The 25,715-nt window shown below is 52.6% G+C and carries 22 protein-coding genes; 12 read left to right on the top strand and 10 right to left on the bottom strand.

Features of this window, described 5'->3' with window-relative positions; all coding sequences use genetic code 11:
• Positions 1–2 precede the first annotated feature (2 nt).
• Together lgt and rfaD are read right to left on the bottom strand one after the other, a co-directional pair.
• Positions 3–836, bottom strand: coding sequence for a prolipoprotein diacylglyceryl transferase (gene lgt / locus DY252_RS05265; RefSeq protein ID WP_174713872.1), 834 nt, complete (start codon positions 834–836; stop codon positions 3–5).
• 114 nt (positions 837–950) lie between these two features.
• Complete coding sequence (rfaD, locus tag DY252_RS05260; RefSeq protein WP_064787371.1) at positions 951–1,937, bottom strand: ADP-glyceromanno-heptose 6-epimerase; 987 nt, start codon at positions 1,935–1,937, stop codon at positions 951–953.
• Positions 1,938–2,147: 210 nt separating this feature from the next.
• On the opposite strand from rfaD, the gene DY252_RS05255 reads away from it, so the two are divergent.
• From DY252_RS05255 to DY252_RS05230, 6 genes are all read left to right on the top strand, one after another.
• A complete protein-coding gene (locus DY252_RS05255) occupies positions 2,148–2,474 on the top strand; it encodes an accessory factor UbiK family protein (protein WP_064787372.1) in 327 nt (108 codons plus the stop codon).
• A 260-nt stretch (positions 2,475–2,734) separates the two neighbouring features.
• Positions 2,735–3,241 carry a type III secretion system chaperone family protein gene (locus DY252_RS05250; protein WP_120224348.1) on the top strand — a complete coding sequence of 169 codons (507 nt, stop codon included), beginning with the start codon at positions 2,735–2,737 and terminating at the stop codon, positions 3,239–3,241.
• Positions 3,242–3,589: 348 nt separating this feature from the next.
• Entirely contained in the window at positions 3,590–4,405 is an 816-nt protein-coding gene (gene proC, locus DY252_RS05245; protein ID WP_064787373.1) for a pyrroline-5-carboxylate reductase, read from the top strand.
• A 42-nt stretch (positions 4,406–4,447) separates the two neighbouring features.
• Complete coding sequence (locus DY252_RS05240; protein WP_064787374.1) at positions 4,448–5,164, top strand: TetR family transcriptional regulator; 717 nt, start codon at positions 4,448–4,450, stop codon at positions 5,162–5,164.
• 197 nt (positions 5,165–5,361) lie between these two features.
• Entirely contained in the window at positions 5,362–5,814 is a 453-nt protein-coding gene (locus DY252_RS05235; protein WP_063088716.1) for a phasin family protein, read from the top strand.
• Between the two features lie 190 nt (positions 5,815–6,004).
• Entirely contained in the window at positions 6,005–6,352 is a 348-nt protein-coding gene (locus tag DY252_RS05230) for a tRNA-binding protein (RefSeq protein ID WP_063088715.1), read from the top strand.
• Positions 6,353–6,441: 89 nt separating this feature from the next.
• Here the strand turns inward: DY252_RS05230 and DY252_RS05225 are convergent, their stop codons facing one another.
• From DY252_RS05225 to DY252_RS05215, 3 genes are all read right to left on the bottom strand, one after another.
• Positions 6,442–7,794 carry a PAS domain S-box protein gene (locus DY252_RS05225; protein WP_165374896.1) on the bottom strand — a complete coding sequence of 451 codons (1,353 nt, stop codon included), beginning with the start codon at positions 7,792–7,794 and terminating at the stop codon, positions 6,442–6,444.
• A gap of 227 nt (positions 7,795–8,021) precedes the next feature.
• Positions 8,022–9,512 carry a methyl-accepting chemotaxis protein gene (locus DY252_RS05220; RefSeq protein ID WP_064788223.1) on the bottom strand — a complete coding sequence of 497 codons (1,491 nt, stop codon included), beginning with the start codon at positions 9,510–9,512 and terminating at the stop codon, positions 8,022–8,024.
• A gap of 224 nt (positions 9,513–9,736) precedes the next feature.
• Positions 9,737–10,513: a ferredoxin--NADP reductase gene (locus DY252_RS05215; protein WP_063088712.1), complete on the bottom strand. Its 777-nt coding sequence runs from the start codon at positions 10,511–10,513 to the stop codon at positions 9,737–9,739.
• A gap of 432 nt (positions 10,514–10,945) precedes the next feature.
• Between DY252_RS05215 and DY252_RS05210 the strand changes: the two genes are divergently transcribed.
• Positions 10,946–11,641, top strand: a complete 696-nt coding sequence (locus DY252_RS05210) for a nitroreductase family protein (protein ID WP_064787376.1) — start codon at positions 10,946–10,948, stop codon at positions 11,639–11,641.
• Positions 11,642–11,711: 70 nt separating this feature from the next.
• Here DY252_RS05210 and DY252_RS05205 read toward each other — a convergent pair whose 3' ends face one another.
• The 3 genes from DY252_RS05205 to DY252_RS05195 all read right to left on the bottom strand — a co-directional run bounded on the left by DY252_RS05205 (position 11,712) and on the right by DY252_RS05195 (position 14,440).
• On the bottom strand, positions 11,712–13,046 hold the full coding sequence (locus DY252_RS05205) for an ATP-binding protein (protein ID WP_231959610.1): 1,335 nt from the start codon (positions 13,044–13,046) through the stop codon (positions 11,712–11,714).
• 45 nt (positions 13,047–13,091) lie between these two features.
• On the bottom strand, positions 13,092–13,820 hold the full coding sequence (locus tag DY252_RS05200; protein ID WP_064787377.1) for a response regulator: 729 nt from the start codon (positions 13,818–13,820) through the stop codon (positions 13,092–13,094).
• A gap of 104 nt (positions 13,821–13,924) precedes the next feature.
• Positions 13,925–14,440, bottom strand: a complete 516-nt coding sequence (locus tag DY252_RS05195) for a MarR family winged helix-turn-helix transcriptional regulator (protein ID WP_008889456.1) — start codon at positions 14,438–14,440, stop codon at positions 13,925–13,927.
• Between the two features lie 113 nt (positions 14,441–14,553).
• On the opposite strand from DY252_RS05195, the gene DY252_RS05190 reads away from it, so the two are divergent.
• From DY252_RS05190 to DY252_RS05180, 3 genes are all read left to right on the top strand, one after another.
• On the top strand, positions 14,554–15,450 hold the full coding sequence (locus tag DY252_RS05190) for a branched-chain amino acid aminotransferase (RefSeq protein ID WP_064787378.1): 897 nt from the start codon (positions 14,554–14,556) through the stop codon (positions 15,448–15,450).
• A gap of 186 nt (positions 15,451–15,636) precedes the next feature.
• Positions 15,637–16,590 carry a hypothetical protein gene (locus DY252_RS05185; protein WP_064787379.1) on the top strand — a complete coding sequence of 318 codons (954 nt, stop codon included), beginning with the start codon at positions 15,637–15,639 and terminating at the stop codon, positions 16,588–16,590.
• 314 nt (positions 16,591–16,904) lie between these two features.
• A complete protein-coding gene (locus DY252_RS05180; RefSeq protein WP_064788224.1) occupies positions 16,905–17,465 on the top strand; it encodes a type 1 glutamine amidotransferase domain-containing protein in 561 nt (186 codons plus the stop codon).
• Positions 17,466–17,566: 101 nt separating this feature from the next.
• On the opposite strand, the gene DY252_RS05175 is transcribed toward DY252_RS05180, so the two are convergent.
• Entirely contained in the window at positions 17,567–19,216 is a 1,650-nt protein-coding gene (locus DY252_RS05175) for a BCCT family transporter (protein WP_064787380.1), read from the bottom strand.
• 224 nt (positions 19,217–19,440) lie between these two features.
• Entirely contained in the window at positions 19,441–20,955 is a 1,515-nt protein-coding gene (gene betC / locus DY252_RS05170) for a choline-sulfatase (protein WP_064787381.1), read from the bottom strand.
• Positions 20,956–21,463: 508 nt separating this feature from the next.
• Here betC and DY252_RS05165 point away from each other — a divergent pair.
• Together DY252_RS05165 and DY252_RS05160 are read left to right on the top strand one after the other, a co-directional pair.
• Positions 21,464–22,348: a choline sulfate utilization transcriptional regulator gene (locus DY252_RS05165; protein WP_082923326.1), complete on the top strand. Its 885-nt coding sequence runs from the start codon at positions 21,464–21,466 to the stop codon at positions 22,346–22,348.
• Between the two features lie 237 nt (positions 22,349–22,585).
• The gene (locus DY252_RS05160; protein ID WP_064787383.1) at positions 22,586–25,693 is read left to right on the top strand and encodes an SIR2 family NAD-dependent protein deacylase; all 3,108 of its coding nucleotides are present in this window, start codon (positions 22,586–22,588) and stop codon (positions 25,691–25,693) included.
• The last annotated feature ends 22 nt before the right edge of the window (positions 25,694–25,715 follow it).

Below are 25,715 nucleotides of genomic sequence, written 5' to 3'. Positions count from 1 at the left end.
AATTACGCGTTTTCGGCTTCTTTGGGGTGAATGCGGGTTTCAATCGGTTTGGATTTCAACGCATAGACAATGCAGCCAATCCCGGCCAGCACCATCGGGATCGACAGAACCTGCCCCATGGTAATGCCCCCGGCAAGGTAACCAAGTTGCGCATCAGGCTGGCGGAAGAATTCGACGATGATCCGCGAAATGCCGTAACCCGCAACAAACGTCCCGCCAAGGATCCCCGGACGATGGCGCACGAACGCCTTGCGCGACAGGATAAACAGCACAACAAACAGGATCAGGCCTTCAAGCGCTGCTTCATAAAGCTGGCTTGGATGGCGCGGCTCCGGACCGCCATTGGGGAATACAAAGCCCCACGCAACATCGGTGGTGCGGCCATACAATTCGCCATTGATGAAGTTGGCAATCCGGCCAAAGAACAGCCCAATCGGGGTGGCCACGGCTGCGGCGTCCAGCACGGCAAGGATCGAAATATTGCGCTTTCTGGCAAACAGAATGATCGCAACAATCACCCCCATGAACCCGCCATGGAACGCCATACCGCCCTGCCAGACCTTGAGGATATTGGCCGGGTTATCCAGATAATAATCCAGATTGTAAAACAGGATATAGCCCAACCGCCCGCCAAGGATCACGCCCAGCGTTGCCCAGAACAGCAAGTCATCAACATCGCGTTTGCTCATGATGTTGGGCGTTTTGGTGCAGTAATAGACCACATATTTCCAGCCCAGCAGCAGACCGGCAATATAAGCCAGCGCATACCAGCGAATGGCAATCGGGCCGATGGAAATCGCAATCGGGTCTATCGCCGGAAAGGCAAGACTCAGCATCTGGAATACTCCGGATCAGCAGGTTGGGTGTTTATCGGCGAGGTGTTTGCTCTGAGGTCGCAAAGGAGTTGGGCAGCATCATGGCAAACCCACTCCAAACCATGCAGGCGACACTCAGCGGAACGGATCCTCGGTCGCAAGATAATCCTGCACATAGGACCGCACGCCTTCTTCAAGCGATGTCATTTCCTTGCCATAGCCCGCTTCGCGCAGCTTGGTCATATTGGCTTCGGTGAAATACTGGTACTTGTCGCGGATCGCCTCAGGCGTTGGCACGAACTTGATATCGGGCTCCTTGCCCATGGCGCTAAACACTGCCAGTGCCAGATCCTTGAAACTGCGCGCCTTGCCGGTGCCGATATTGAAAAGATCGCTGACCTGCGGGTTGTCATAAAGCCACATGATGATGTCGACCACATCACCGACCCAGACGAAATCACGCAACTGGCCGCCATCTTCGTAATCGGGATGATGCGATTTAAACAGGGTCGCGGTCTCGCCGTTTGAAAGCTTGTCAAACAGCTGCGACACCACGGATCGCATGCCGCCCTTATGGTACTCGTTCGGGCCATAGACGTTAAAGAACTTAAGCCCCGCCCACTGTTTGGGCCGGAAACCGTTCTGATCGAGGATACGGCGGAACCGGCGATCAGTTGCATGCTTGGACCAGCCATAGGCATTCAGCGGTGCCAGTTTCGCCAGATCGGCGTCATCAAAGCTGTCATCAAAGCCCTGCTTGCCATCGCCGTAGGTTGCCGCCGAGGATGCATAAATCAGGCGCGATGAGTGGCGCGAACACCATTCCCAAAGCCAGGCCGTCAGTTTCAAGTTGTTGACGACGATCTTGTCGGCATCGGTTTCCGTGGTCGCGGAAATCGCGCCCATATGGAAAATCGCCTCGACATTGCCGGCATGCTCTTCAAGGAAATGCGGCAGTTCATCGGGATGAACAATGTCACGCAGGTTCCGCTTGGCGATGTTTTTCCATTTGATGCCATCGCGCAGGCGATCAACGACAACAATGTCGGTTTCGCCACGCTCTTCAAGGGCAGCAACAATATTGGAACCGATAAATCCGGCACCACCAGTGACGATAAGCATTGCATTCTCCTGACGGGGCCGCCCTGCCCAGATGGGCCAAGGCGACTGATCACGTTTGTCGACACTTTATAAGACCGCCCCTGATCTGGAGCAAGAAAAGCCATCCAAAATAACGCTATCGTCACGTCCGCTTCATGACGTGCGGCTTGCCCTGAGCCGATGATGCGCCATATTATGCCCAACAACAGTTTAAAAAAGCCGGAGACCACTATGCAGATCAACAACCGCATTCTCGATGACCTGACCCGTGTCACCAATTCCGCATTGGGCACCATGACCGGTGTCAAAGGCGAAGTAGATGCCATGATCCGCCAGCAGTTTGAAAAGATCCTGCTCAATATGGATCTGGTCACCCGCGAGGAATATGACGTCGTGCACGATGTTGCTGTCCGTGCCGCCGAACGCATCGATGCGCTCGAAGCCAAGATTGCCGATCTTGAAAAGCGCCTTGATGCTGCCGAGCCCGCCAAGAAACCGGCCGCCAAACGCAGCACGACCAAAGCTGCCCCCAAAACGGCGGCAAAAAAAGACGCCTGATCGGGGCGACCATCCCCACATAACTCCCCATATATGCGAAATGACGCGGGCGTTTTATGCGCCTGCGCCAACATTTGCTGTCACAAGCAGGGCCGCTTGACGGTCGATCAGATAGACCGGGCAAAGAGACCGGGTAAACAGGCCGGGTGACAATGATCCGAATATTCATTGCTGTCCTGCGCGCAGCAGCGGTTGAAACAAAGCGTTCACCGGCATATAGTGCGCGCCCTTTCGCACATGCTTGAACAGGCTGGGTATTAATGAACGACCAAATGGAAGATATCGGCGACATCGGCGATGAAAACCCGCTGATCCTGGTCGAGGATATCGCCCGCACCAACCAGTGGCATCTGGAACGCCGCAGCTCGGACGAGATTGTGGTCGAAATTCCGGCCCACTGGTGCACCTATCTGGTCTATTTCACCTGGCGTGAAGATGCCGAGGCGCTTCATATCGCGTGCTGCTTTGATCTGTTCGTGCCCGAACCGCTGCGCCCGCGCATCTACGAACTGGTTGCCAAATGTAACGAACAACTCTGGATCGGGCATTTCGGTCTGTGGCTTGAAGAAAACATGCCGCTGTTTCGCCACACCCTGCTGTTTGGCGGCGATGTCCCGCCGATGGTCGAACAGTTTGAAGAACTGATCGATATCGCGCTTTCGGAATGCGAACGTTTCTTCCCGGCGTTTAACTTTGTGCTTGGCCAGGGAAAAACCCCGGACGAAGCCTTGATGCACGCGATGCTCGAACCTGCCGGTCAGGCTTAATAAGAAAACCTCTGATAAGCTTGCATTGAAAAGGACGGCCTCATCGCCGTCCTTTGTCATTTTCGGCTGATTTTTTTTGGGCCTTTGCCGCCAGACGCCAATTCAACACAAATCCTGCAAACCGGCTTCCCAAGCCGCCTTTCACAACAGAAAATTCCGCAAAGCCGCCCCTTGCCCGCCAAAGTATCCTTATCAAGGCTAATCGCCTGCAAACACAGGCTGTTAGCAAGCCCCTCTTGCCGTTGGCACTGACTTGACCCACCTTGAGAAGATCGCTACGGCATTGCATCAAGTGTGTTGATCAACGCATGATCAACCAAACCCGATGGTTAAAGCGGAGCAGGATTTATGAATACGCGTCTTTTGCTGGTTGGCTGTGGCAAGATGGGCAGTGCCATGCTCGAAGGCTGGCTGGCCCGCGGGCTTCAGGCATCGAACGTCTTTATCGTTGAACAGACCGAAACGGCTGAAAAGCTTGAAGCGCAATACGGCATTAATGGCGTTCCCGATATTGATCACATCCGCGAAGACTTCATTCCGCAGGTTGTCCTGTTTGCCGTCAAGCCACAGGTCCTGCCCGATCTGATTGACTCCTATAAACCGCTGGTGCGCGCCGAAACGGTCTTTTTGTCCGTCGCCGCAGGCAAAACAATCGACTTCTTCACAAGCCACCTTGGCGAACATGCCCGCATCGTGCGTGCCATGCCCAACACACCCGCCGCTGTGTCACGTGGCATGACCGTGATGTGCCCGACCGAAAATGTCAGCATCGCCCAGCGCGACATGTGCCAGACCCTGCTTGAAGCCGTCGGCATGGTGTCCTGGATCGAGGATGAAAGCCTGATGGATGCTGTCACCGGCCTGTCGGGCAGCGGGCCTGCCTATATCTTCCATCTGGTCGAAGCCATGGCGCAGGCGGGTGAGGCTGCCGGCCTTCCGGCCGATCAGGCGATGACCCTTGCCCGCCAGACTGTGGTTGGTGCGGGCTTCCTGCTTGATGCCAGCGAAGAAAGTGCCGCAACGCTTCGCGAAAACGTCACAAGCCCCGGCGGAACGACGGCGGCCGCACTCAATGTTCTGATGGATCCAAAAACCGGCCTGCCCGAATTGATGACGCGCGCGGTTGCCGCCGCCCGTGATCGGTCCAAGGAACTTGCAGGCTAACACCCGCCCTCGACCGAAGAAACCCAACCCAAGGAGAACATCATGCCACCCAAGAAGGATATCCCCAATCTCCTGATCGATGCGGCCCTGAAACTGGCCGCAGAAAAGGACTGGCATGATGTCACTCTGCTTGATATCGCAACCGAAGCCGGCGTTTCGGTTGCCGAATGTTACGACCATTGCAGCAGCAAGGGCGATCTTCTGCGTCGCTTTGTCAAACGCGTTGACCGCGAAGTCTTGGCCGACATCGACTCTGAGGATTTCAACGAACCCGGTCATGACCGCCTGATCGCGGTGATCATGGCGCGGTTTGATATTCTCTCTGATTACCGCCCGGCACTGCGATCGATCATCAATGCCGGGGGGGACCTTGGCCCGACCGACGGGCTGCGCGCAATCAAGACCCATTTTGGCGCCATGCGCTGGATGCTGGAGGCCGCCGGTTTTCAAACAGCGGGCCTTCATGGCAGCATGCGGGTTGCCGGCTTGACAGCCGTTTACGCCAAGACCTTCAAACACTGGCTTGATGATGACAGCACCGATTTTGGCCCGACCATGGCCTATCTTGATCGCGAACTTTCCAAGGCCGCCAATTGGGACCGTCAGGTTGAAAAGGGTCTTGGCAAAGCATCATCGATTTGTGGTAAAATCAGGAAACGGTGCCGGAATTTTTCGTTCAAAAAACCGTCGCGCGACGGGGACGCCACACCGGCCGAAACCCCGTCCGATCAGGCGACCTCATCGACCACCAACAGCTAATATCCTGATCTGAAACGCGAAATTCGAATACACACCCAAGGTTATATTTTCGACACAAAACAATAACCTATAAGTTTTTGTGCAGTGCAAAATAATCCTTGACGACAGGCGATCATTCCGGCATATTGCAGTTGAATTTGTGCGGCGCACAATAGCGCCTCATTGCATATCTGTCGCAAACTAATGGAGTGCAAACCATGACCGCCGCAAAAAAGGCAACCAATCCGTTCTTTGATCTCGACTTCACCAAATACACTGCGGATTTCAAAGTTCCGGGTGTAGACGTGAACGAAATGATGGCTTTCCAGCGTAAAAACGTGGAAGCCCTCACCAAAGCCAACAAGGTGGCCTTCGACGGTTTCCAGGCTGTCGCTCAGCGCCAGAGTGAGATCTTCAAAACGCTGCTGGATAAAGTTCAGACTCAGGGCAAAGATTTCGCTGCTACTTCTGCTGACGACCCGATGGCTTCGGCTGCAAAACAGACCGAAGCTGCAAAAACGGCTTACGAAGAAGCCCTTGCAAATGCCAAGGAACTGTCAGGTCTGGTAACCAAGTCCCAGGAAGAAGCGCTTGCTCTTCTGCAGACTCGCTTTACCGAATCCCTTGACGAATTCAAAGCTGCTATCGAAAAGACCGCAGCTTCGAAGTAACAGCTTTGGCTGTTAAATTCCCGTAATCTACTTGATGGCAGGGCCTTTTGGTCCTGCCATTTTTCTTTTGTGGCCCCTGTCCCCAATCACGTGTTTTTGCTCAAACTCCGGAATTCATATCGCGTTGATGGTTTGGGCTTATCAGTCTCGACTGATCTCACTAAGCTGACTCCAAAATAAGGAGACAGCCATGAGCACCGAAATCAGTTTTGATGATTTCCTGAAGGTCGACATTCGGGTCGGCACCGTGATCGACGCACAGGAATTTCCCGAGGCCCGCCGCCCCGCGTTAAAGCTCTGGGTCGATTTCGGGCCCGAGATCGGGACAAAGAAAACATCGGCCCAGATCACCAAACACTACACCCCCGAAAAGCTGATCGGCCGTCAGGTCGCCGGTGTGGTCAATTTCCCCAAAAAACAGGTCGGCCCCTTCATGTCGGAATTCCTCTGTCTTGGTTTTCCGGACGGGGATGACGACAAGGGTATTGTCCTGATCCGCCCGGATCAGGATGTGCCAAACGGGTCACGCCTGTTCTAGAGCACGTAGCGTTAGGCACAAAAGAAAAGGACGGATATCGTCATTGCGATACCCGCCCTTTTCCCGCTCGTGTCACGCTCCCGGCAGGGTTAGCGTGCCAAAATGCCCGATGCTTCACGCGTTCGACCAACAATCAGGGGAATGCCTTCTGATGCCTTGATCATGTCGTTGAACGAACGCTGGGATGTCTCAAGGGAAGTCTGTACGCCTTGCATCTCGCTGCTGACCTGATGGGTGATTTCAGCTTGCTGTGAAACAGCCAGCGACACCACCGCCACCCGACTGAGCATCGCCTTAAGATCCCCCCGGACAGCTGTTGAAACACGTGCCGTTTCACCGACGCATTTTTCCAAAACTTCGATCTGCTCAATAATGGCGGGATCATCACGTGCGCAGTCGCGCAATACATCAAGTGCCTTTTCAATCGATGCAATCGCCCCGTCACTTTCAATTGCATGATCGAATGCGTGATCGGCAACCGATCGCAGCTCGGTCATGCGTTGGGCTGTTTCATCCACACTGCTGACAAGCCGTCCGGCGACCATCGCGCTGACTTCCAGATGCGCATGCGCCCGACGCCATGACGCCGCAATATCCTCGTAACGCTGGTCAATCTTGCCAACGGTCTGATCAATTTCGTCGAAACCGGCTTCAAGTGTCGATTTCAAATTAGCCAGTGACGTGACCTGTTCGGTAATATCGGTGGCAAATTTGACAATCTTACACACTTTGCCATCCGCCCCGTAAACCGGGCTATAGCTTGCTTCAAACCAGACCTCGCGACCGTCCTTGCCAAAACGCTTGAACTGGCAGGCGCGGTTCTTTTCCTTTGCCAGCGATCGCCAGAATGCACGGTACTCGGCACTCGCGGCATATTCGGGATCAACAAACATGCTGTGATGTTTGCCTGCCACTTCCGACAGACTGTAACCCATGGCGACGAGGAAATTGTAGTTGGCTGTCAGGACGTTGCCCGCGACATCAAACTCAATGACCGCCTGGCTATGTTCAATCGCGTCCACTTTGCCCTGCAGGTCGGCCAAACTGTCATGACGCCAAGTGACATCAACGCCAAGCCGGACAATGCGGATGACCTTGCCATTGCGATCTTTCACCGGACCGACGGTTTCTTCAACCCACTTGCGCTCCCCGGTCTTGGTGATCCACGGCAAGATAACACTTTTGGATTTACCGGCCCGCAAATCAACCCAACACAGACCGTACTCAGCCGCCTCAACCACATCGTCCGACAAAAACATCGAATGGTGACGGCCCAGAACCTCTTTTTCGTCATATCCGGTCAATGCAAGGAAATTATCGTTTACACGGATGACATTGCCCGTCAGGTCCAGCTCCGCGACAGAAAACGACGCGTCAATCAAGCCGAAGACGTCATCGAACTCATCAGCGGCTTCAACAGTTATGGATGTCAGTGAATTCATGGACGACTCCGGCATATCGCAACTACGCTAAACGGGTTCATTTGATGTGCCGACTATCGCCTGACCATGCCTGATACGATATCCCCATTTGGGGAGGGTTAATATACCTACGTATATATTTTGGTATAAACTTCATAGCAATGCATTCACAAACAAAAAAAGAGGCAGAATGCAAAATCATCCTGCCTCTTTTGTTCAAAATCGTCAGAGCTTTGGGCCCGACGCCCTTAGCGCGAAAGCACCAGTGCTGCCTCACGGGTTCGCCCTACAGTGCCAGAAACGACAGCTGATGCATCTCGGATAAAGTTCACGCTGCTTGCGAACTGCTCAACAGAGTTCGCCATGCTCTGCATGTTGCTTGAAACCTGCTGGGTTACCGCAGTCTGCTCTTCGACGGCCGACGAAATCGTGGTGACATTGTTCAGCACGCCTTCAACTTCTGAACGGATTGAACCAAGTACACTCGTTACTTCGCCAGCGATGTTCTGGACACCTTCGATCTCGCCAGTAATCTGTTCGGTGGCCTTGGCAACCTGATTGGCCAGGTTTTTGACTTCATTGGCAACAACCGCAAAACCTTTGCCTGCTTCGCCTGCCCGGGCCGACTCAATCGTCGCATTCAACGCCAAAAGGTTAATCTGCCCTGCAATACCTTGAATGACATCAATGATACTGCTCATCGCGGTAACAACCTCATTCATCTTCTCGGTAGATGCGCCTGCGGCAATGGATTTTTCAAACACCTGATCGGTTGATACACGTGCATCTGACATACTGCGCGAAATTTCAGCGATGGATGCCGCGAGTTCTTCCGCCGCCGCCGCAACGGTTTGCACGTTCGAAGACGTTTCCTCGCAGCTCGAATGGGCAACCGTGGATCGTTGATCAAGCTCGCTCAGGCTTTGGTCAATTTCGCCAAAATTATTGTCGATCATCAGCTTAAGATCAGTCAAAAGCTGTACCTGTTCGGTGATATCCGTCGCGTATTTCACGACCTTGAAAGGCACGCCATTGGGATCGAAGATCGGGTTATAGGATGCCTCGATCCAGATTTCCTTGCCACCCTTGGCAAAGCGCTTGAACTGCTGTGATACAAAATTCCCCTTGGCAAGCTCCCGCCAAAAATCAGCGTACTCGCGGCTGTTGGCATAGGCCCGGTCCACAAACATGCTGTGATGTTTGCCAACAACCTCGGAAAGTTCGTAACCCATCACGGACAGGAAATTGTCGTTCGCATCAAGTATCTTGCCATTCAGATCAAATTCGATCGCGGCCTGGCTACGATTGATCGCATTCACCTTGCCTTCATAGTTGGCCAATGCTTCCTGACGCTTGGTGATGTCCGAGGCAAACTTCACAATCTTGATAACGTTGCCTTTGCTATCGCATACTGGGTTATAGGTTGCTTCGATCCATACGCGATTGCCGGTTTTGGTAATGCGCGGAAACGCTGCACTCTTGAATACACCCTTGCGCAAATCAGACCAGAAGGCCTCGTAATCGGGACTTTTGCGAATTTCCTCGGGCACGAAAAGTGCGTGGCGCTTGCCCACGATTTCGGAAAGCTCATAGCCCATCACATCAAGGAAGTTATTGTTCGCGTGCAGAACATTGCCTTGCAGATCAAATTCGATCACAGCAAGTGATTTATCCAGCGCATCCAGGGTCATCACAGCGACCTGGGAACCGGAACGTTTGAAAATATTGAAAAAACCCATTTTTGTCTCCATTGACACCGCACCAGGACATTGAACAAGTTTCCAAACCTGACGCTTCATGAGCTCAAATTACGCGACTGCGAAAATTCCAAACATCCCCATTTGGGGAGGTATATATACCTATGTATACAACCCGGTATAATTCCCGGATTTCGTCCAAACAAAAAAGGCAGCACCCGACGGATGCTGCCTTCTGATCTTTAGGCCAAAATGTGGCTGGATACTTATTTCTCGACAAACGCCTTTTCGATCACGAAGTGGCCCGGCTCGTTCATGTTGCCTTCCTTGCCACCCCACTCAAGAAGCATCTTGCGGGTATCGGCAATCATCTGCGGGTTGCCACACAGCATGAAACGATCATTCTCAAGTGTCGGCTTTTCCAGACCAAGGTCATCATAAAGCTTGCCCGATTCCATCAGCTCGGTGATACGGCCCTGATGCTTGAACTCTTCGCGGGTGACGGTCGGATAATACAGAAGCTTGTTCTGAACATCTTCGCCGAAGAATTCGTTGTTCGGCAGTTCGCTGTGAATGAATTCCTGATAGGCCAGTTCGCGGACTTCGCGGCAACCATGCACCAGGATCACCTTCTCATAGCGCTCATAGGTCTCGTAATCGCGGATCACGCTCATGAACGGCGCAAGGCCCGTACCGGTCGACAACAGCCACAGGTTCTTGCCCGGCAAAAGGTTGTCGTGAATCAGGGTTCCGGTCGGCTTGCGCCCGACCAGGATCTTGTCGCCAACCTTGATGTGCTGCAAACGTGATGTCAGCGGACCGTTCGGCACCTTGATCGAGAAGAATTCAAGTTCTTCATCATAATTCGCACTGACCATCGAATAGGCGCGCAAAAGCGGCTTGCCATCAACTTCGAGGCCGATCATGGCGAACTGACCATTGATGAATCGGAAGCCCGGATCACGGGTGGTCTTGAACGTGAAGAGAGTGTCAGTCCAGTGGTGGACATAGGTGACGGTTTCTTCGTTTAAATTGCTGGCCATAACGCTACATCAATCCGTTTCGTCTGTCTGAGTGTGGAACCGTGGCGGGAAACACGGAGTATATATCCCGGCACGCATTCCATGCCAAGTTGCCGCGATTTAACATCAATCAAGCGTATATCGCAAGCAAACAATCAAAATTTATTGTCATTTTGTGTGAATTACATAATTTTATGTATATTTAGTGTGAAATACCATTTTGCGAACCATCCGCCCCCGAAACGAATTGGTCCCACGCCAACCAATCTCTGTGCGGTTTGATAAGCCCGCCTGCCACTTGATGCAATGACACATCGCAATGAATGCGGGCGATGTTGGTGGGTAATTGCTCGTCTCTCACGTCTGTGTGTTGTTGGCGTTTGACCTTGTCGCACAGATCAACGCTTCATAAGATCAGGCTTTACCCATAAACAAAAACAATCAGGAAGCGCCATGTCGTCAAACAAGCCTCTGACCACAGACTTTATTCCCATTCCGCTGCCCGACTATCGCGAATATGACGTGGAAAAAATGCGCACCCGCGCGCAAGAATTTTACGACGACATCAAAACCCGCCATACCGTGCGCGATTTCTCTGACCGCCCCGTGCCACGCGACATTGTTGAAACCTGCATCCGTGCTGCGGGCACCGCACCAAACGGGGCCAACCATCAGCCGTGGCATTTCTCGGTGATTGGCGATCCGGCGATGAAACGCAAAATCCGTGTGGCGGCAGAGGAAGAAGAACGCGCTTTTTATGAAGGCCGTGCGGGCGAAGAATGGCTCGCTGCCCTCAAACCACTAGGCACAGATGACGCCAAACCGTTTCTGGAAACCGCCCCCTGGCTGATCTGCATTTTTGGTGAACGCAAAAGCACCTCGGCCGACGGCAAACTGCGCAAAAACTATTACGTACCGGAATCCGTCTCTATCGCCACGGGCTTCCTGATTGCCGCCCTGCACCGCGCTGGCCTTGCCACCCTGACCCATACACCAAACCCGATGAGCTTCCTGACCGATATCTGCGGCCGTCCGGATCATAACAAGCCCTACATCCTGCTGGTCACCGGCTACCCAGCAGCGGACGCCACCATCCCGGCCCACGCGACCGAGAAAAAGGACCTCTCGGAAATTGCGACCTTCTTTTGATAACCCGCACCCCTCAAACAAAAAGCCCCGCCGTTCAATGGCGGGGCTTTTGCAATTTAATACTCAGACCTTAATGCCCGATCGGCAGAACCAGCCGCACGCGAAGCCCACCGCCCGGCGCATCTTCAAGCAGGACCTCGCCACCGTGACCACGTGCGGAATCACGTGCGATGGTCATGCCAAGGCCAACCCCGCCGGTCGCCTGATTGCGCGACTCTTCAAGACGGTAAAACGGCTTGAACACCTCTTCACGTTTGTCAGCCGGAATGCCGGGACCATCATCGTCAAAGACAATCTCGTAATCCTGCCCCCGACGGCCGGCACGCACCGACAGGTTTGTCGCATACCGCCCGGCATTGGACATGATGTTTGCAATACAACGCTTCATCGATTGCGGACGCAGCTCCATCTCTAGACTGTCTTCGATATGAAGATCAATCTGCTGCCCGTCACGTAATGCCTCGCCAACCTGATCGGTCAAAAGCTTGCCAATATCGGTCAGAACTGCCTTTTCGCCCTCTTCGCCGCGCGCGAATGCCAGGTAGGCATCGACCATGCGTTCCATGTCGATGACATCCTGTTTCAGGGCATCAACACCGGGCGAACTTTGCTGCATGGCCAGTTCAAGCTTCATGCGGGTTAAGGGTGTGCGCAAATCATGTGACACTCCGGCAAGCAAGGCTGTTCGTTGCGACAGATGACGTCCGATGCGATCACGCATCGACATAAACGACGTCGCCGCCATACGCACCTCGGCCGCGCCTTCGGGTTTGAAGTTATCAACATCAACCCCGCGCCCGAACTGATCGGCGGCCTTTGCCAGACGTCGGATCGGCCGCACCTGATTGCGCATGAAGATCACCGCTACCCCATACAGGATCAATGCCGATCCCGCGATCCACATAAAGAAGATATAGGTGGTCGAATTGTACAGGCGCTTGCGCGGGGCGATGATCGACATCACCCCGTCTTTTAACTGTACGCGGATTTCAAGTTTGCGGTCATCAAGGTCAAGATCAAAGAAGAACGGCCGCTGCAGGCGTTCATCCAGCGCGACATACAATTCCTCGGACACCAATCCAAACGGCGGTTCCGTAATCTGGCGCTCAAGGATCGCGTCACGCTCGAAAAACAGGTCGAGCTCCATACGTGCGCGTGCCGTGTTCTGAATCCACTCGTAATGGTCCGGATCAGGATACTGGCCCAGATAGTCGATCACGAAAACAACATCACCGGCAAGCCCCCGGCTCAGTTGGCGGGCAACTGTGTCCCAGTGCCGTTCAAAGAAGATCAGCACCGTAACAATCTGCAACAGCAGCATCGGCGTCATCAGGATCAGAAGCGACCGGCCCAAAAGCCCCGTCGGCATCAATGACTTGATCCGTCCGTTCTGTTCGCTACCCACGCTGCTTATCCCTGTCCGTTTTCATGGTCGCTCATTTTGCGTTCCTCAATCCGTATACAGGACATAGCCCTGACCACGTACTGTCTGCAAGTATCTTGGTTGCTTCGGGTCTTCTTCGAATTTGCGCCTAAGGCGGGTGACCTGCACATCAATGCTGCGCGACGCGCTAGGATCAATGGCATTGCCGCTGATCATGTCCTGAAGTTGCTCGCGCGATGTGGTCTGACCGCGGCGTTTGATCAGGGCTACCAGCAAGGCCTGCTCAGCGGTCGTCAGATAGACATGCTCATCACCGCGTTGCAGGATCATGCGTGTCATATCAAACCGGAACGCGCCAAAGCATGCCATGGTATCATCAGGGTCTGGCGATGATGGGCTTTCGGGTTCAGGCAGTTCGCCATAGCGACGCAGGATTGCCTCAATGCGAAGCACCAGCTCGCGCGGCTCAAACGGCTTGGCCAGATAGTCATCCACGCCGGCTTCAAGACCTGCGATGCGGTCTTCGGTCTCGGACAGTGCGGTAAGCAGAAGGATCGGAACCTTTGATCCGCTTTCGCGCAGGCTGCGCGCCAGATCAACGCCCTTTTCGCCGGGCATCAGAACGTCAAGAACGATCAGATCAAACTGCAATCCCGCAAGACTGGCACGCGCAGTCGCAGCATCTCGTGCGGCAGATACGTTAAAGCCGTTCTCGCCCAGATAGCGGGTAAGAAGGTCACGCAAACGGTCATCATCATCGACCACAAGAACATGTGGCTGATCAGCACCGGTCATCGGATTTCCCTGGGTTCAGGATCGCTGGAGAACAATTTGGCTGCAAAGTCTTTCAAAAGCGTAAGCATGACGACGTCAAAATTATGACAGATCTCACAACCGCCTCATCCGGCACGGCGGCGCAGGCCACCGGGGCCATCATCCTCGAACCGCTTGCGGTCCTTTTCATCCATCATGCCCATCATGACCTTGCGGAACCCCTCGACCGATTCTGCCCCGGCCTCGCGATAGGCCGCCGCAATCAGGGCACGTTGCTGTTCGGTCAATTCGCGCTCAAGCGCCTCGCCCTTTTCAGTCAGGGTCAGCAAACGCTGACGGCGGTCCTGCACACCGGTCTTTTGTTCGATGAAACCTTCACGCACCAATTGACCCAGCACGCGCGACAAGGACTGCTTGGTGATCTTGAGAATCGACAACAGGTCACTGACCGTAATACCGGGGTTTCGGCTGACGAAATAGATGACCCGATGGTGGGCGCGACCAAAATTATATTGCGCAAGCATCTGGTCCGCGACTTCGGTAAAATCACGATAGGCATAGAACAGCAATTCAATGCCTTGCCTAAGCTCTTCTTCCCTCAGGAAAAGAGGGTTGACCTTGCGTGTAGAGATATCTGCCATGCTTATCCGTTATGTCAGTTATATTGACACATTAATCTATGAATGTTACCCCGACCAGACAAATAAGGACATAAAGTTACGTCCAGGAACGTTCTTGAAATGGAATTTGGCAAATGACAGCTCCGACCTTTGATAACCGTGATGGTTATATCTGGTATAATGGTGAACTTAAACCATGGCGTGAAAGCACTTTGCATGTGCTGAGCCACGCTGTCCATTACGGGAGTGCGGTTTTTGAGGGCGAACGTTCCTATAACGGCAAGGTCTTCAAGCTGGCCGAGCATGGTGAACGCCTGATCAAATCCGGCGAAATCCTGGACATGAAAATCCCCTATAGCGCCGCGGAACTCGATGATGCCGTCATCGAAACGCTGGCAGCGAACGACATTACCGATGGCTATATCCGCCGTATTGCCTGGCGCGGCAGCGAAATGATGGGCGTTTCGGCCCAGACCACGCGCATCAATGTGGCGATTGCCTGCTGGGAATGGCCGAGCTATTTCAAGCCCGAAGAACGCCTTAAGGGCATTCGTCTTGATCTGTCGAAATGGGCCCGCCCGGCCCCGAACACCGCACCGACCAATGCCAAGGCTGCCGGTCTTTACATGATCTGCACCCTGTCCAAGCACGAGGCAGAGCGCAAAGGCTATGCAGATGCCCTGATGCTTGATTACCGTGGTCAGGTTGCCGAGGCGACCGGTGCCAACGTCTTCTTCATCAAGGATGGCCAGATCCATACGCCGAAGCCAGATTGCTTCCTGGATGGCATTACCCGCCGTACTGTCATTGGCCTTGCCAAGGCGCGCGGCTATGAGGTGATTGAACGCGCGATCATGCCAGAGGAAATGGAAGGCTTTGAAGAATGCTTCCTGACCGGTACCGCGGCCGAGGTCACGCCGGTGGCGGAAATCGGGCAATATAGCTTCACCCCGGGTCAGGTCTGCAAGACCATGATGGAAGACTATATGGCGCTGGTACGCGGCGAAAATACCGCGGTTGCCGCTGAGTGATTTTTTTTGAATAATCAGATCGATTATTCACATTTTTTGAAGAATACCCCGGTCATCATGGCCGGGGTATTTTTGTTGGGATTTTTGTTTCGTGTTAAAAATTTCACCTCACAAAGGATGAAATCACATGTGCGCGTTCTCACATATTGGCGGTCGTGAACACAACCATCGTCACCGGACCACCGCATGAGCCCCAAGACCTTTGCCACCAGGTCGACAGACAAAGCCAGATTTGGCATTTTTGTCGCCCTGAGCTTTACGCTTTGCGCGCTGGCTGCTTTTAGAAGCGTCCCCGCAAACGCCACAGAGACCGTCGATATTCGCTTCCCCGTGCGCGAAGCCGAGTTCGATGCGGTTCTTTCCTGCCAGAATGACAACAACCCGGATTGCCGGTCCTGTCTTGCATACAGGCCCAACAGCACGTCGCTTGTGATGTATTCCATTCTGGAGAAAGCCCTGCAGGCGGGCGGGCTTGCCGCGAGGGTAGAGGTGGTGCCATCGCCCAATTCCGAACGCAGCCGCATGATGGTCAGCGAAGGCTTTGCCGATATCAAATCGGACTGGGATTTCAATATTGATGCCGACCCGGAAGCGCTGAAATCAGCGCCAATCCTGCGCCGGGGCGCTGTCGAGAAAGGCATCTATGTCCGCGAGGACAATTTGACGCTGAGCGATAACAAGCCGATTTCGAATGTGCATAACATGAGTGCGGTATCGATCCGCACCTGGCGTCTGGATTGGGACGTGCTTGAAAGCCTGGCGCCTGCAAGCCTGACCAGTGCAGCCACCAAGCAACAAATGTATGCAATGATCAATGCCAATCGCGCCGATTTTACGTTGCTGGAATTTTCCAGCACGCCGGCGATGGTGCGCGAAGTTGAGGGGATCCGCCTGTATCCGGTGCCCGGCGTCAAGGTGACCTTGCCCGCAAGCCAGCATTTCATGATATCGCGCCATCTGCCGGACGCAGACAAGATCGTTGGGGCCTTAAATAGCGGGATAAATGCGCTGCATGCCAACGGGTTCATTCACCAGTGCCTAACCAATAGCGGCATCATCAATGAACAGGTGAAAGACTGGCGCATCCTGAACGCGGCAGAAGACCAAATGGCGCCCGAAAAAACGACCCCGTCAAACTGAGCTGGTTCCTTCGGCAGCCCCCATTAATCCGACCCTATTAAATATGAGGATTAGAAACCGCCTGTTTTTCAGACGGATATCTGGGTTTCGACGACCTTTAATCGGCAACCAGCCAGCCCCCTGACAAGGCGACACATAAATCCTCATACAATTAAAAAGCATGCTGACGCGCTATCGATTGCGCAGGGGAAACTCGACGTTTCACGGCGCTTCTGCGCCCTTGCCACAAAATGATCACATTAAAATTTGGAACGAGAGCAGGTCGCAGCCGTTTGAAAGGTGTAATGCCCGACACCAATGAAAGGAGCGACATTATGCCTGCGATTGATACCGCAAAGATTCTGATTCTTGCCACCGATGGCTATGAACGGTCTGAACTGCGTGTTCCGCTTGAAAAATTGTCAAACCACGGGGCCGACGTCAAAATCGCATCCCCCAAATCCGAGCCGATCAAAAGCTGGGATAAAAGTGACTGGGGCGATACGGTCGATGTCGATGTCGAGGTCAAAGATGTCGATATCAAAGACTATGACGCGCTGGTCATCCCGGGCGGGCAGATCAACCCTGACCTGCTGCGTAATGACGAAGCGTCTGTCAGTCTGGTGCGCGAGTTCGTCGCATCGGGCAAACCGGTCGCTGCCATTTGCCATGGCCCGTGGCTTCTGATTGAAGCCGGTGCACTGCGTGATCGCCACGCAACGTCATTTGCATCGATCAAGACCGATATGCTGAATGCCGGTGCACTGTGGCGCGACGAGGCCGTGGTCTGCGAAGACGGCATTGTGACGTCGCGTTCGCCCAACGACCTTGATGTATTTGTCAGTAAAATCGTCGAGGAAGTCAGCGAAGGCACGCACCACCAGCGTGCAGCATAAGACCGACCAGGATGGCCTAAACACCATCAAAGCAACGGACGGATGGCGTGTGCCATCCGTCCGTTTTTGTGTTTGATCGTCACCGGAAGTCTTCGGCGCGCCTATTCAGCATGCCTTGGTGATGTGATCGAAGGCCCCGGGTGAACGTCGGGGAGTTCGTCTTCGTCGACATAGGCGTCAGGCAGATTATGGTCGGCCTCATGTTCGGTCTCGTACCACTGCTTGTAGCGATAGAGCACGAGTGAGTCGCGGCCAAGACCACGCAACAGCCCATACATCATGACCAGAATGACCGCGGCAAACGGGAAGCCCGCCACCACAGCTGCGGCCTGCAAGGCCGACAGCCCGCCTGCCACCAGCAGGACGGCAGCAATCACGCCTTCCGTCGTTGCCCAGAACAGACGTTGAATACGGGGCGGATCGGCATCGCCACCGGCGGTCAGCATGTCGATGACAAAGGACCCACTGTCAGATGACGTGACAAACCAGATCACGATCATCACGATCACAACAGTAGTGACAAATTTGGTCAGCGGCATGAATTCCAGCAACTTGAAGATCGCGCTGCCATAACTGGCCTTGGTGGCCTCGATCAAACCGGGATCGCCAATCATTTCCATATGGATCGCAGCCCCGCCAAAGGCGGTGAACCAGAAGAACAGAATGAAGACCGGGATAAACAATACACCGAGGGTGAATTCACGCACCGTACGGCCCCGCGAAATGCGGGCGATAAAGATGCCGACAAACGGTGACCACGACACCCACCAGGCCCAATAGAAGATCGTCCAGCCTGCCTGCCAGTTGCTGTCAGTGTAGGCTTCGCTCCAGAGACTGATCTGGACCAGATTGCTGACATAGTTGCCGACATTTTCAACGAAGCTGTCGAGGACGAAAAGCGTCGGACCAAAGAACAGAACAAAGGCCAGCAACACAAAGCTGAGCTGTATGTTGAGGTTACTGATCCGCTTGATCCCGCCATCAAGGCCCGCCATGACCGAAATGGTCGCAAACAGGGTAATGATGGCAATCAACACGATCTGAACCGGCACCGTATCAGGAATGCCAAACAACGTATTCAGACCAGAACTGATTTGCATCACGCCAAGACCAAGGGTGGTGACAATGCCAAACATGGTGCCAAACACCGCAAGGATGTCTACGACGTGGCCCCAGGTGCCATAGATCCGTTCACCAATGATCGGATACAGGGCGGAGCGGATCGAAAGCGGCAGGCCCTTGCGGTAATGGAAATAGGCCAGTGACAGGCCGACAATGCAATAAAGTGCCCAACCATGGATGCCCCAATGCAGGAACGAAATCGTCATCGCCTGTTCGGCGGCCTCAATGCTTTCGGGTTCGGCCATGGGTGGCGCGAAATAGTGATACAACGGTTCGGCGACCCCCCAATAGAGCAACCCGATGCCGATGCCGGCACTAAACAGCATCGCTGTCCACGAAAACAGACCATATTCCGGCTTGTCAGTCTGACGTCCCAGACGCACCCGGCCATAGGGACCGATGGCAAGATAAAGACTGACCACGACGGCCAGATTGGCAACGATGATCAGAAACCAGCCAAAGTAGCTGGCGATAATTGCCTGAGCGCCGGTAAAGATCGCGCCTGCCGTTTCGGTAAAGACCGCCCCGAATATGATGAACCCGACGATCAGGATTGCCGAGACGGAAAAGACCGGCTTACTGACCCGCGGGAAGGGCCCGAGTGGGCCCACCTTCATTTTTTCGTCCATGATTACCTCACTGTTTCGGGTACCCAACTTTTCGTTGTTTATGCCTCCCGATCAGCGCCGGGGGTCTCCCGAACGACAAACTGATCAAACATGCGGTCCGTACCCGAGCCGGACTGCAAGGCGGCTTTGATAGGCACTTCTGGTCTTCCTTTCTTCAGCTCTTGCTACACAAGAGTTGAGGCAGCGCCGGCCCGCCGTCCCACATGGCTGGCCGACGCTGCTTCTTACTCCCCTCGCGGGAAGCGCTGCTTGTCTTCGACCTCGTTGAGGTCCATGTGATTGCGCATATAGCGTTCGGATGCCTTTTGCAGCGGCTGGTAATCCCACGGGAAGTAGGAGCCGTTGCGCAGCGCCTCGTAAACGATCCAGCGACGTGCCTGACTTTCGCGGACCGCAGAATCAAATGCCTCCAGATTCCAGCGTGCGGCCCGCTGGGCACGGAAGACCTCAAGCTGGTCGGCGCACGCCGGATCGGTTGCAAGGTTGGTGAGTTCCCTGGGGTCGGCTTCAAGGTCAAACAGCTGTTCGGGATCGAGCGTGCAATAGGTGTATTTCCATTTGCCTTCGCGGATGCAGACCAGCGGGGCATAGGACCCTTCGGCGGCATATTCCATCAGGACCGGTTCTGTACGGGCCTTGCCTGCCAGCATGCCACAGAGCGACATGCCATCGGTCCAAGGGGCGACTTCATCCATCGAAATGCCGGCAAGATCGGCCACGGTCGGGGTGACATCAAGGCTTGAAACCGGATCGGTATAAAGGCCCGGCGTAATGTTTGGCCCGGCCATCATCAGCGGCACACGCGCCGAGCCTTCAAAGAAGCTCATTTTGAACCACAGGCCGCGTTCGCCCAGCATATCGCCATGATCGGAAACAAAAATGATGATGGTGTTGTCGAGCTGACGGGTGGTTTCAAGCACCTCCATGATCTGCCCGACCTTGTCATCAATATAGGAAATGTTGGCGAAATAGGCCTGACGGGACCGTCTGACATCTTCGTTTTTGATGTCAAAGGCAGTGTAGTCACTGGCCTTCATCAGACGCTGCGAATGCGGATCCTGATCATCGAAATCAAACGGTGCGACATCGGGTTCAAGTTCCGGGCAGTCTTCGTACAGGTCCCAGAATTTCTTGCGCGCGACATAAGGGTCATGCGGATGGGTGAAGCTGACAGTCAGGCACCACGGGCGTTCATCCTGGCCGCGCGACAGGTCATAAATCTTGTGCGTCGCGTTGTAGGCAACCTCGTCATCATATTCCATCTGGTTGGAAATCTCGGCCACACCGGCACCGGTGACCGAGCCAAGGTTATGATACCACCAGTCGATGCGCTCGCCGGGCTTGCGATAATCCGGGGTCCAGCCAAAATCGGCCGGATAGATATCGGTGGTCAGGCGTTCTTCAAACCCGTGCAGCTGATCGGGGCCGACGAAATGCATCTTGCCCGACAGGCAGGTGTAATAGCCTGCGCGGCGCAAGTGATGGGCATAGGTTGGAATGTCTGAGGCAAATTCGGCGGCATTGTCATAGACCCGCGTGCGATTGGGCAGCTGACCGGCCATAAACGACGCCCGTCCCGGCGCGCACAGAGGCGATGCCGTATAGCAGTTGCGAAAACGCGCGGAACGTTCAGCGAGCTTGCGCAAGTGGGGCGTATGGAGAAAATCCGCAGGGCCATCCGGGAACAGGGTCCCGTTCAACTGGTCGACCATCAGGATCAGGATATTCGGGGACGTCATTTATTATGCACTCCTTCACAGGGTGCAATCCGCCGATCACCGGGACGGCAGTATTGACAAGAAAGCACCCCTGGGTCGTTTGATGCGATCCACGCCAGCAAAAACCCCGTGCCCCTTTTCGGGTGCGTTTTATCGGGCCTTGTTGTTATTCCGCTTGACGCAATTCGCGAGGGTCAGGGTCCATTCATTTGATTTGAATGACAGAGATTATATTTGTGAAATCCCAGGAAATGGCCGCTGGGCGGGTTGGTATCCCGTCCTAGGGCTTTGACGCCGGAGTTCGCAAATATAATCTCTGTCCTTCGGATCAATCGGATTTGCACGGGCTACTTTGTCGCAAAACCTTGAAAGATACTTATCTTCCGGCGATTTCGCTCCGCGTATCCGCACAAATCTGATTGACCATTCAAGTCAAATGAATGAATCCTGACCCTTCACCATTAAATCCACAAATCAATACTCAAAGAAACACGGTGTTTTTTAATCACTTCCATAAAGAATTTTTATAATGCAAAGACCGCTCGACATTGGCTGGCTGAGAATTTTTGAAGCGGTTGGGCGGCTTGGCAGCCTGACGCGGGCGGCCAATGAACTGGGATTGACCCAGCCTGCCGTGACCTATCAGATCAAGCGGGTCGAGGATCAGCTGGGTGTTTCCCTGCTGCATCGATCGCAAGGCGGCAGTCGATTGACCGATGCGGGCGAAATCCTGTTTGAGGCGGTGAAAACCAGTGTCGAGAGCATCGACAAGGCTGCGCGGGACACCCGGCGCACCACGCAGGATCATGCAGTGCGGATCTTTACCGATTTCGGTTTTGCCGCCTTTTGGCTGATGCCACGTGTGACCGATTTCCGCCGTCTTCATCCCGAGGCCGAAGTTCATATCATCGCATCCCAGGGTCTTGATGATGCGATGGCACGCGAAACCGATGCCGCCATGCTGTTCGGGGCGGCGGACAATTTCCCCGATACCGCACGGCTTCTGATCCCGGAACGGGTAGTGCCGGTTTGTACACCGGGCTTTCTGGAACGCTATGGTCCGTTTGACGATCCGGCGAAGTTTGCCCGCGCCCCGCTTTTGCATCTGGAGGTCGCCGGCAAGTCACGTTGGCTGACATGGGAAAGCTGGCTTGCCGATCACGGAATTGACCGCAAACCCGCCCAGGGCGATCTTGGCCTCAATACCTATGGCTTTGTCATTCAGGCGGCCCTTGCCGAACAGGGGGTGGCACTTGGCTGGCGCGGACTGGTTGATCATCACCTTGAACAAGGCAGTCTCGTTGCGGTTGGCCGCGAAGTGGCGCGCGCTGATCGCGGATACTGGGTGGTGCCCGGTGCCTCGGTCAGCAATACCACCACCACGCTGCTTGATTGGTTGATCAACGAGACTTGATTGCCATCAACGCGACATACTACGAAGAATGATATCCAACCGAATTCAACATTAAACAGAACTGAAAACAATCCAAGATTGTATTTTTTCCCAATAAATTCTAAAAAAGCTAATATGCTACGAGAAACTACCTGAGAGCAATTGAGACTTCTGGTCAAAGATACCCACTAACTCCTAGGTGGCTCAGTCGCCACCCATGCCTCGGGGCTTCAAACAACGTTTCTGAGGGATTTATTGATGGCAAATGAACTGCCCGACATTCCCGCGAGCCTGCTCGCTGCTATTGAAGCAAGGAGAGCCGTTTTATTTCTCGGTGCGGGTGCCGCGATGGAATGTAGCTCGCCAGAAAACCCAAAACATAACCCTCCTAGCGCCAACGCACTCCGGGACGCAATCTGTGACCACTTCTTCAACGGTGAGTCGAAAGATTACGATTTACAATCTGCAGCCGACTTTGCAATTCAGGCAGCAGGAAACGGAGTATTCTCTGCCTTCATAGTTGAACAATTTAAGCAGTTTGTCCCAAGCGAGGCATATAAGCTCATAACGGAGTTCCACTGGAGGCTTATTGCAACAACTAATTATGACACCCTTTTAGAGCAGGCATATCAAAATAATAAAAAAAACTGTTCTCAGAATTTAGTCCGAATCGTTAAAAATTCGGAACCAATCAATGAAATGGTAAGGAATACTGAAAAACCAGTGGAGTACTTAAAACTCCATGGATGCTTAGACAATGCATTCGACAACAGCGTACCACTAATACTGTCTGGTGACAGTTATGACGAAATTAAAAAAAATAGAACTAGATTATTTGACAGGCTTGAAGACAAGTCATTTGACTCGATATTTTTATTCTGTGGATACAGCTTAAAAGATACTCATATCAAAAAACTTGTAAGCAAAGTATCTCCTAATTCTGAATCACGCGGAACATTTTACATTATATCTCCAAATCCAAACAAAGTAGAGATAGATTACTGGTCTGAAAGAAAAGTAAAATTGATAGACTCAACATTTATCAATTTTATGAAATCGATAGATGAAAAAATACCTAAAATTAAACGTAAAATATACTTTAGCGAAAAAGAAAAAAGACACCCAATATACAATTTCATTTTAAATGAAAATGAACTATCTGACAGTACTATAAACTACCTCGACAACGACGTATGCTTTGTATCAACGGGCATGATGCATAAACAGCAAGATCCACAGTTATTTTACCAAGGATTTGATACAGGTTTTGGATGCATATTACAGAACCTAGCAATCGAAAGAAAAATCGTAGAAGACTGCCTTCTCAATATTCTAGAGGTTGATGAAAACAACAACCGACCTCGTTTACTTGCTTTCAAAGGTCCTGCGGGTAACGGAAAGACTATCACTCTCAAGCAAACGGCTTGGGGGCTCGCAACGTCTTTGAATAAGCCCGTTATATATTTGAATGAAGCTGGGCATCTGCGCTGGGAAGCGATTGAAGAAATTTCCGAGGTTATAAATGATCGACTATATATATGCGTAGATAAGACTTCACAGCACAAATCAAACATCCAATCCGTACTTGCCAAATCAATTGATCATGGAAGACCGATCACGATCGTAACGTCTGAAACGGACAGTGAATGGTTTACCCACTGCCGTGACCTTGATGTATTTCATCCTGAAGATTTTCGGGTTCGCTACCTATCCAGAAAGGAAATACTCGCACTTCTTGAAAAACTGAAACAGCACAAGTGCGAGGGTGTTCTTGTTGACTTAACTGAAGAAGAAAAAATAAAACGCTTTGAAGATAAAGCAGAAAGGCAACTCTTAGTTGCGCTTCACGAAGCAACTCAAGGCAAGCGATTTGAAGAAATAATCTTAAATGAGTACAATAGAATACAGCCTAAAGAGGCGCGCGATCTGTACTTGAGCATCTGCACAATGAGCCAGTTCGGCATAGGGGCTAGAGCTGGGACCGTACGCCGCCTCTCTGGAATTGACTTTAAAGAATATGAAGCAAAGTTCTTCCTACCACTGGAAAATATCGTCAAGTCTACCCAAGACAACTATACTCGCGATGTTATTTACACAGCGCGGCACTCAAAAGTTGCAAGTTTAGTTTTTAGAGGGGCTTGCGAGACAGATACCGAGAAGTCTCAAAATTTGGTGAGACTGCTTGATGCTCTCGACATAGGCTATACAGCCGATAAACTAGCTTTCGATCTTTTGACTAAAGGACACAATTTAATAAAAAACATGTCCTCTCCAGTTGCTGTAAGAAACATATACAAAAAAGCAACAGAAATTGCTCCGGAAGCTTTCGTGTTTCAACAGTGGGCGATTTTTGAGTCTACTCACATCGCAGGAGATACGGTGCTGGCCAGAACTGCAATTGAACATGCCAGAAAACTTGCACCGAACAATCCCACCATAATTCACACGCAGGCAGAAGTCGCACGCAAGTCGGCCAATGAAGCAAATTCGGCAATTGAAAAGAAGCAGTTAAGGAACACTTGCAGAGAACACTTAAATGAACTGAAAAGTAGTAATAATGAATACAAAGCTTCCTCTAGCATCAAACTTTTGATTGATGAACTAAGCGATACTCTTACTAGTGATGTACCCGAAGAAGAAATTAACGATAAGATCGTCGCCGTCGAAGTCGCCCTAGCAAATGCACAACAGCAATTCCCTGACGAGGCGACTTTTTTTGAGTGCGAGTCTAGACTACATCAAATAATTCCGGATGTGAGGAAGTCTAATTTCGCTCTTGAAAAAGCTATACGCAAAGGAACCCGCAGTGACACTGTATGGGTACGTTTAGCCAACGGATATGCGAAAGCTAACGAACCAGAAAAAGAGATAGAAACACTGAGTAGAGCTCTGGAAATCTACCCAGAAAGTAAGCTAATTCATTCGTCGATTGCAAAGTTCACTCTTAGACACGCCCCAACCGATTTAAATAAGATTGAGCAGCACCAGAGCCTCGCATATGACACCATAGACAGGAACTATGAGGCTAGGTTCATTCACGCTGAAATTTTGTTCGCTCTGGCTCGTCATGAGGAGTCTGAGAAGCTTTTCCTAGCAGCCAACAAGCTGTCGCCAAGTACATATAGAAAGTTCCCACAGATTTCACCCGATGCTGTGGAAAAAATCATTCCTAGATTAAGCGGAGCAGTCCTTTCACGAACAGAGTCATATTTGTTTGTCAGCCACAATGACATCCCCACAGGAATTTACGCCAATGAAGCAAACTCGGCCCCGAGGACTTGGGATAAGATACGAGAAGGAATGCAGGTATCGTATGAGGTTCGTTTTTCGCGTCGGGGTGCAAATGCTGTCCGCATTGAGATTTAAATTAGGGCGGCTTTGAAGATGT

The organism is Thalassospira indica (assembly GCF_003403095.1).
In the GTDB taxonomy this organism is placed as follows: Bacteria; Pseudomonadota; Alphaproteobacteria; order Rhodospirillales; family Thalassospiraceae; genus Thalassospira; species Thalassospira indica.
The sequence above is the reverse complement of the archived record's forward strand: the minus strand, read 5'-3'. Positions and strand labels throughout refer to the sequence as shown.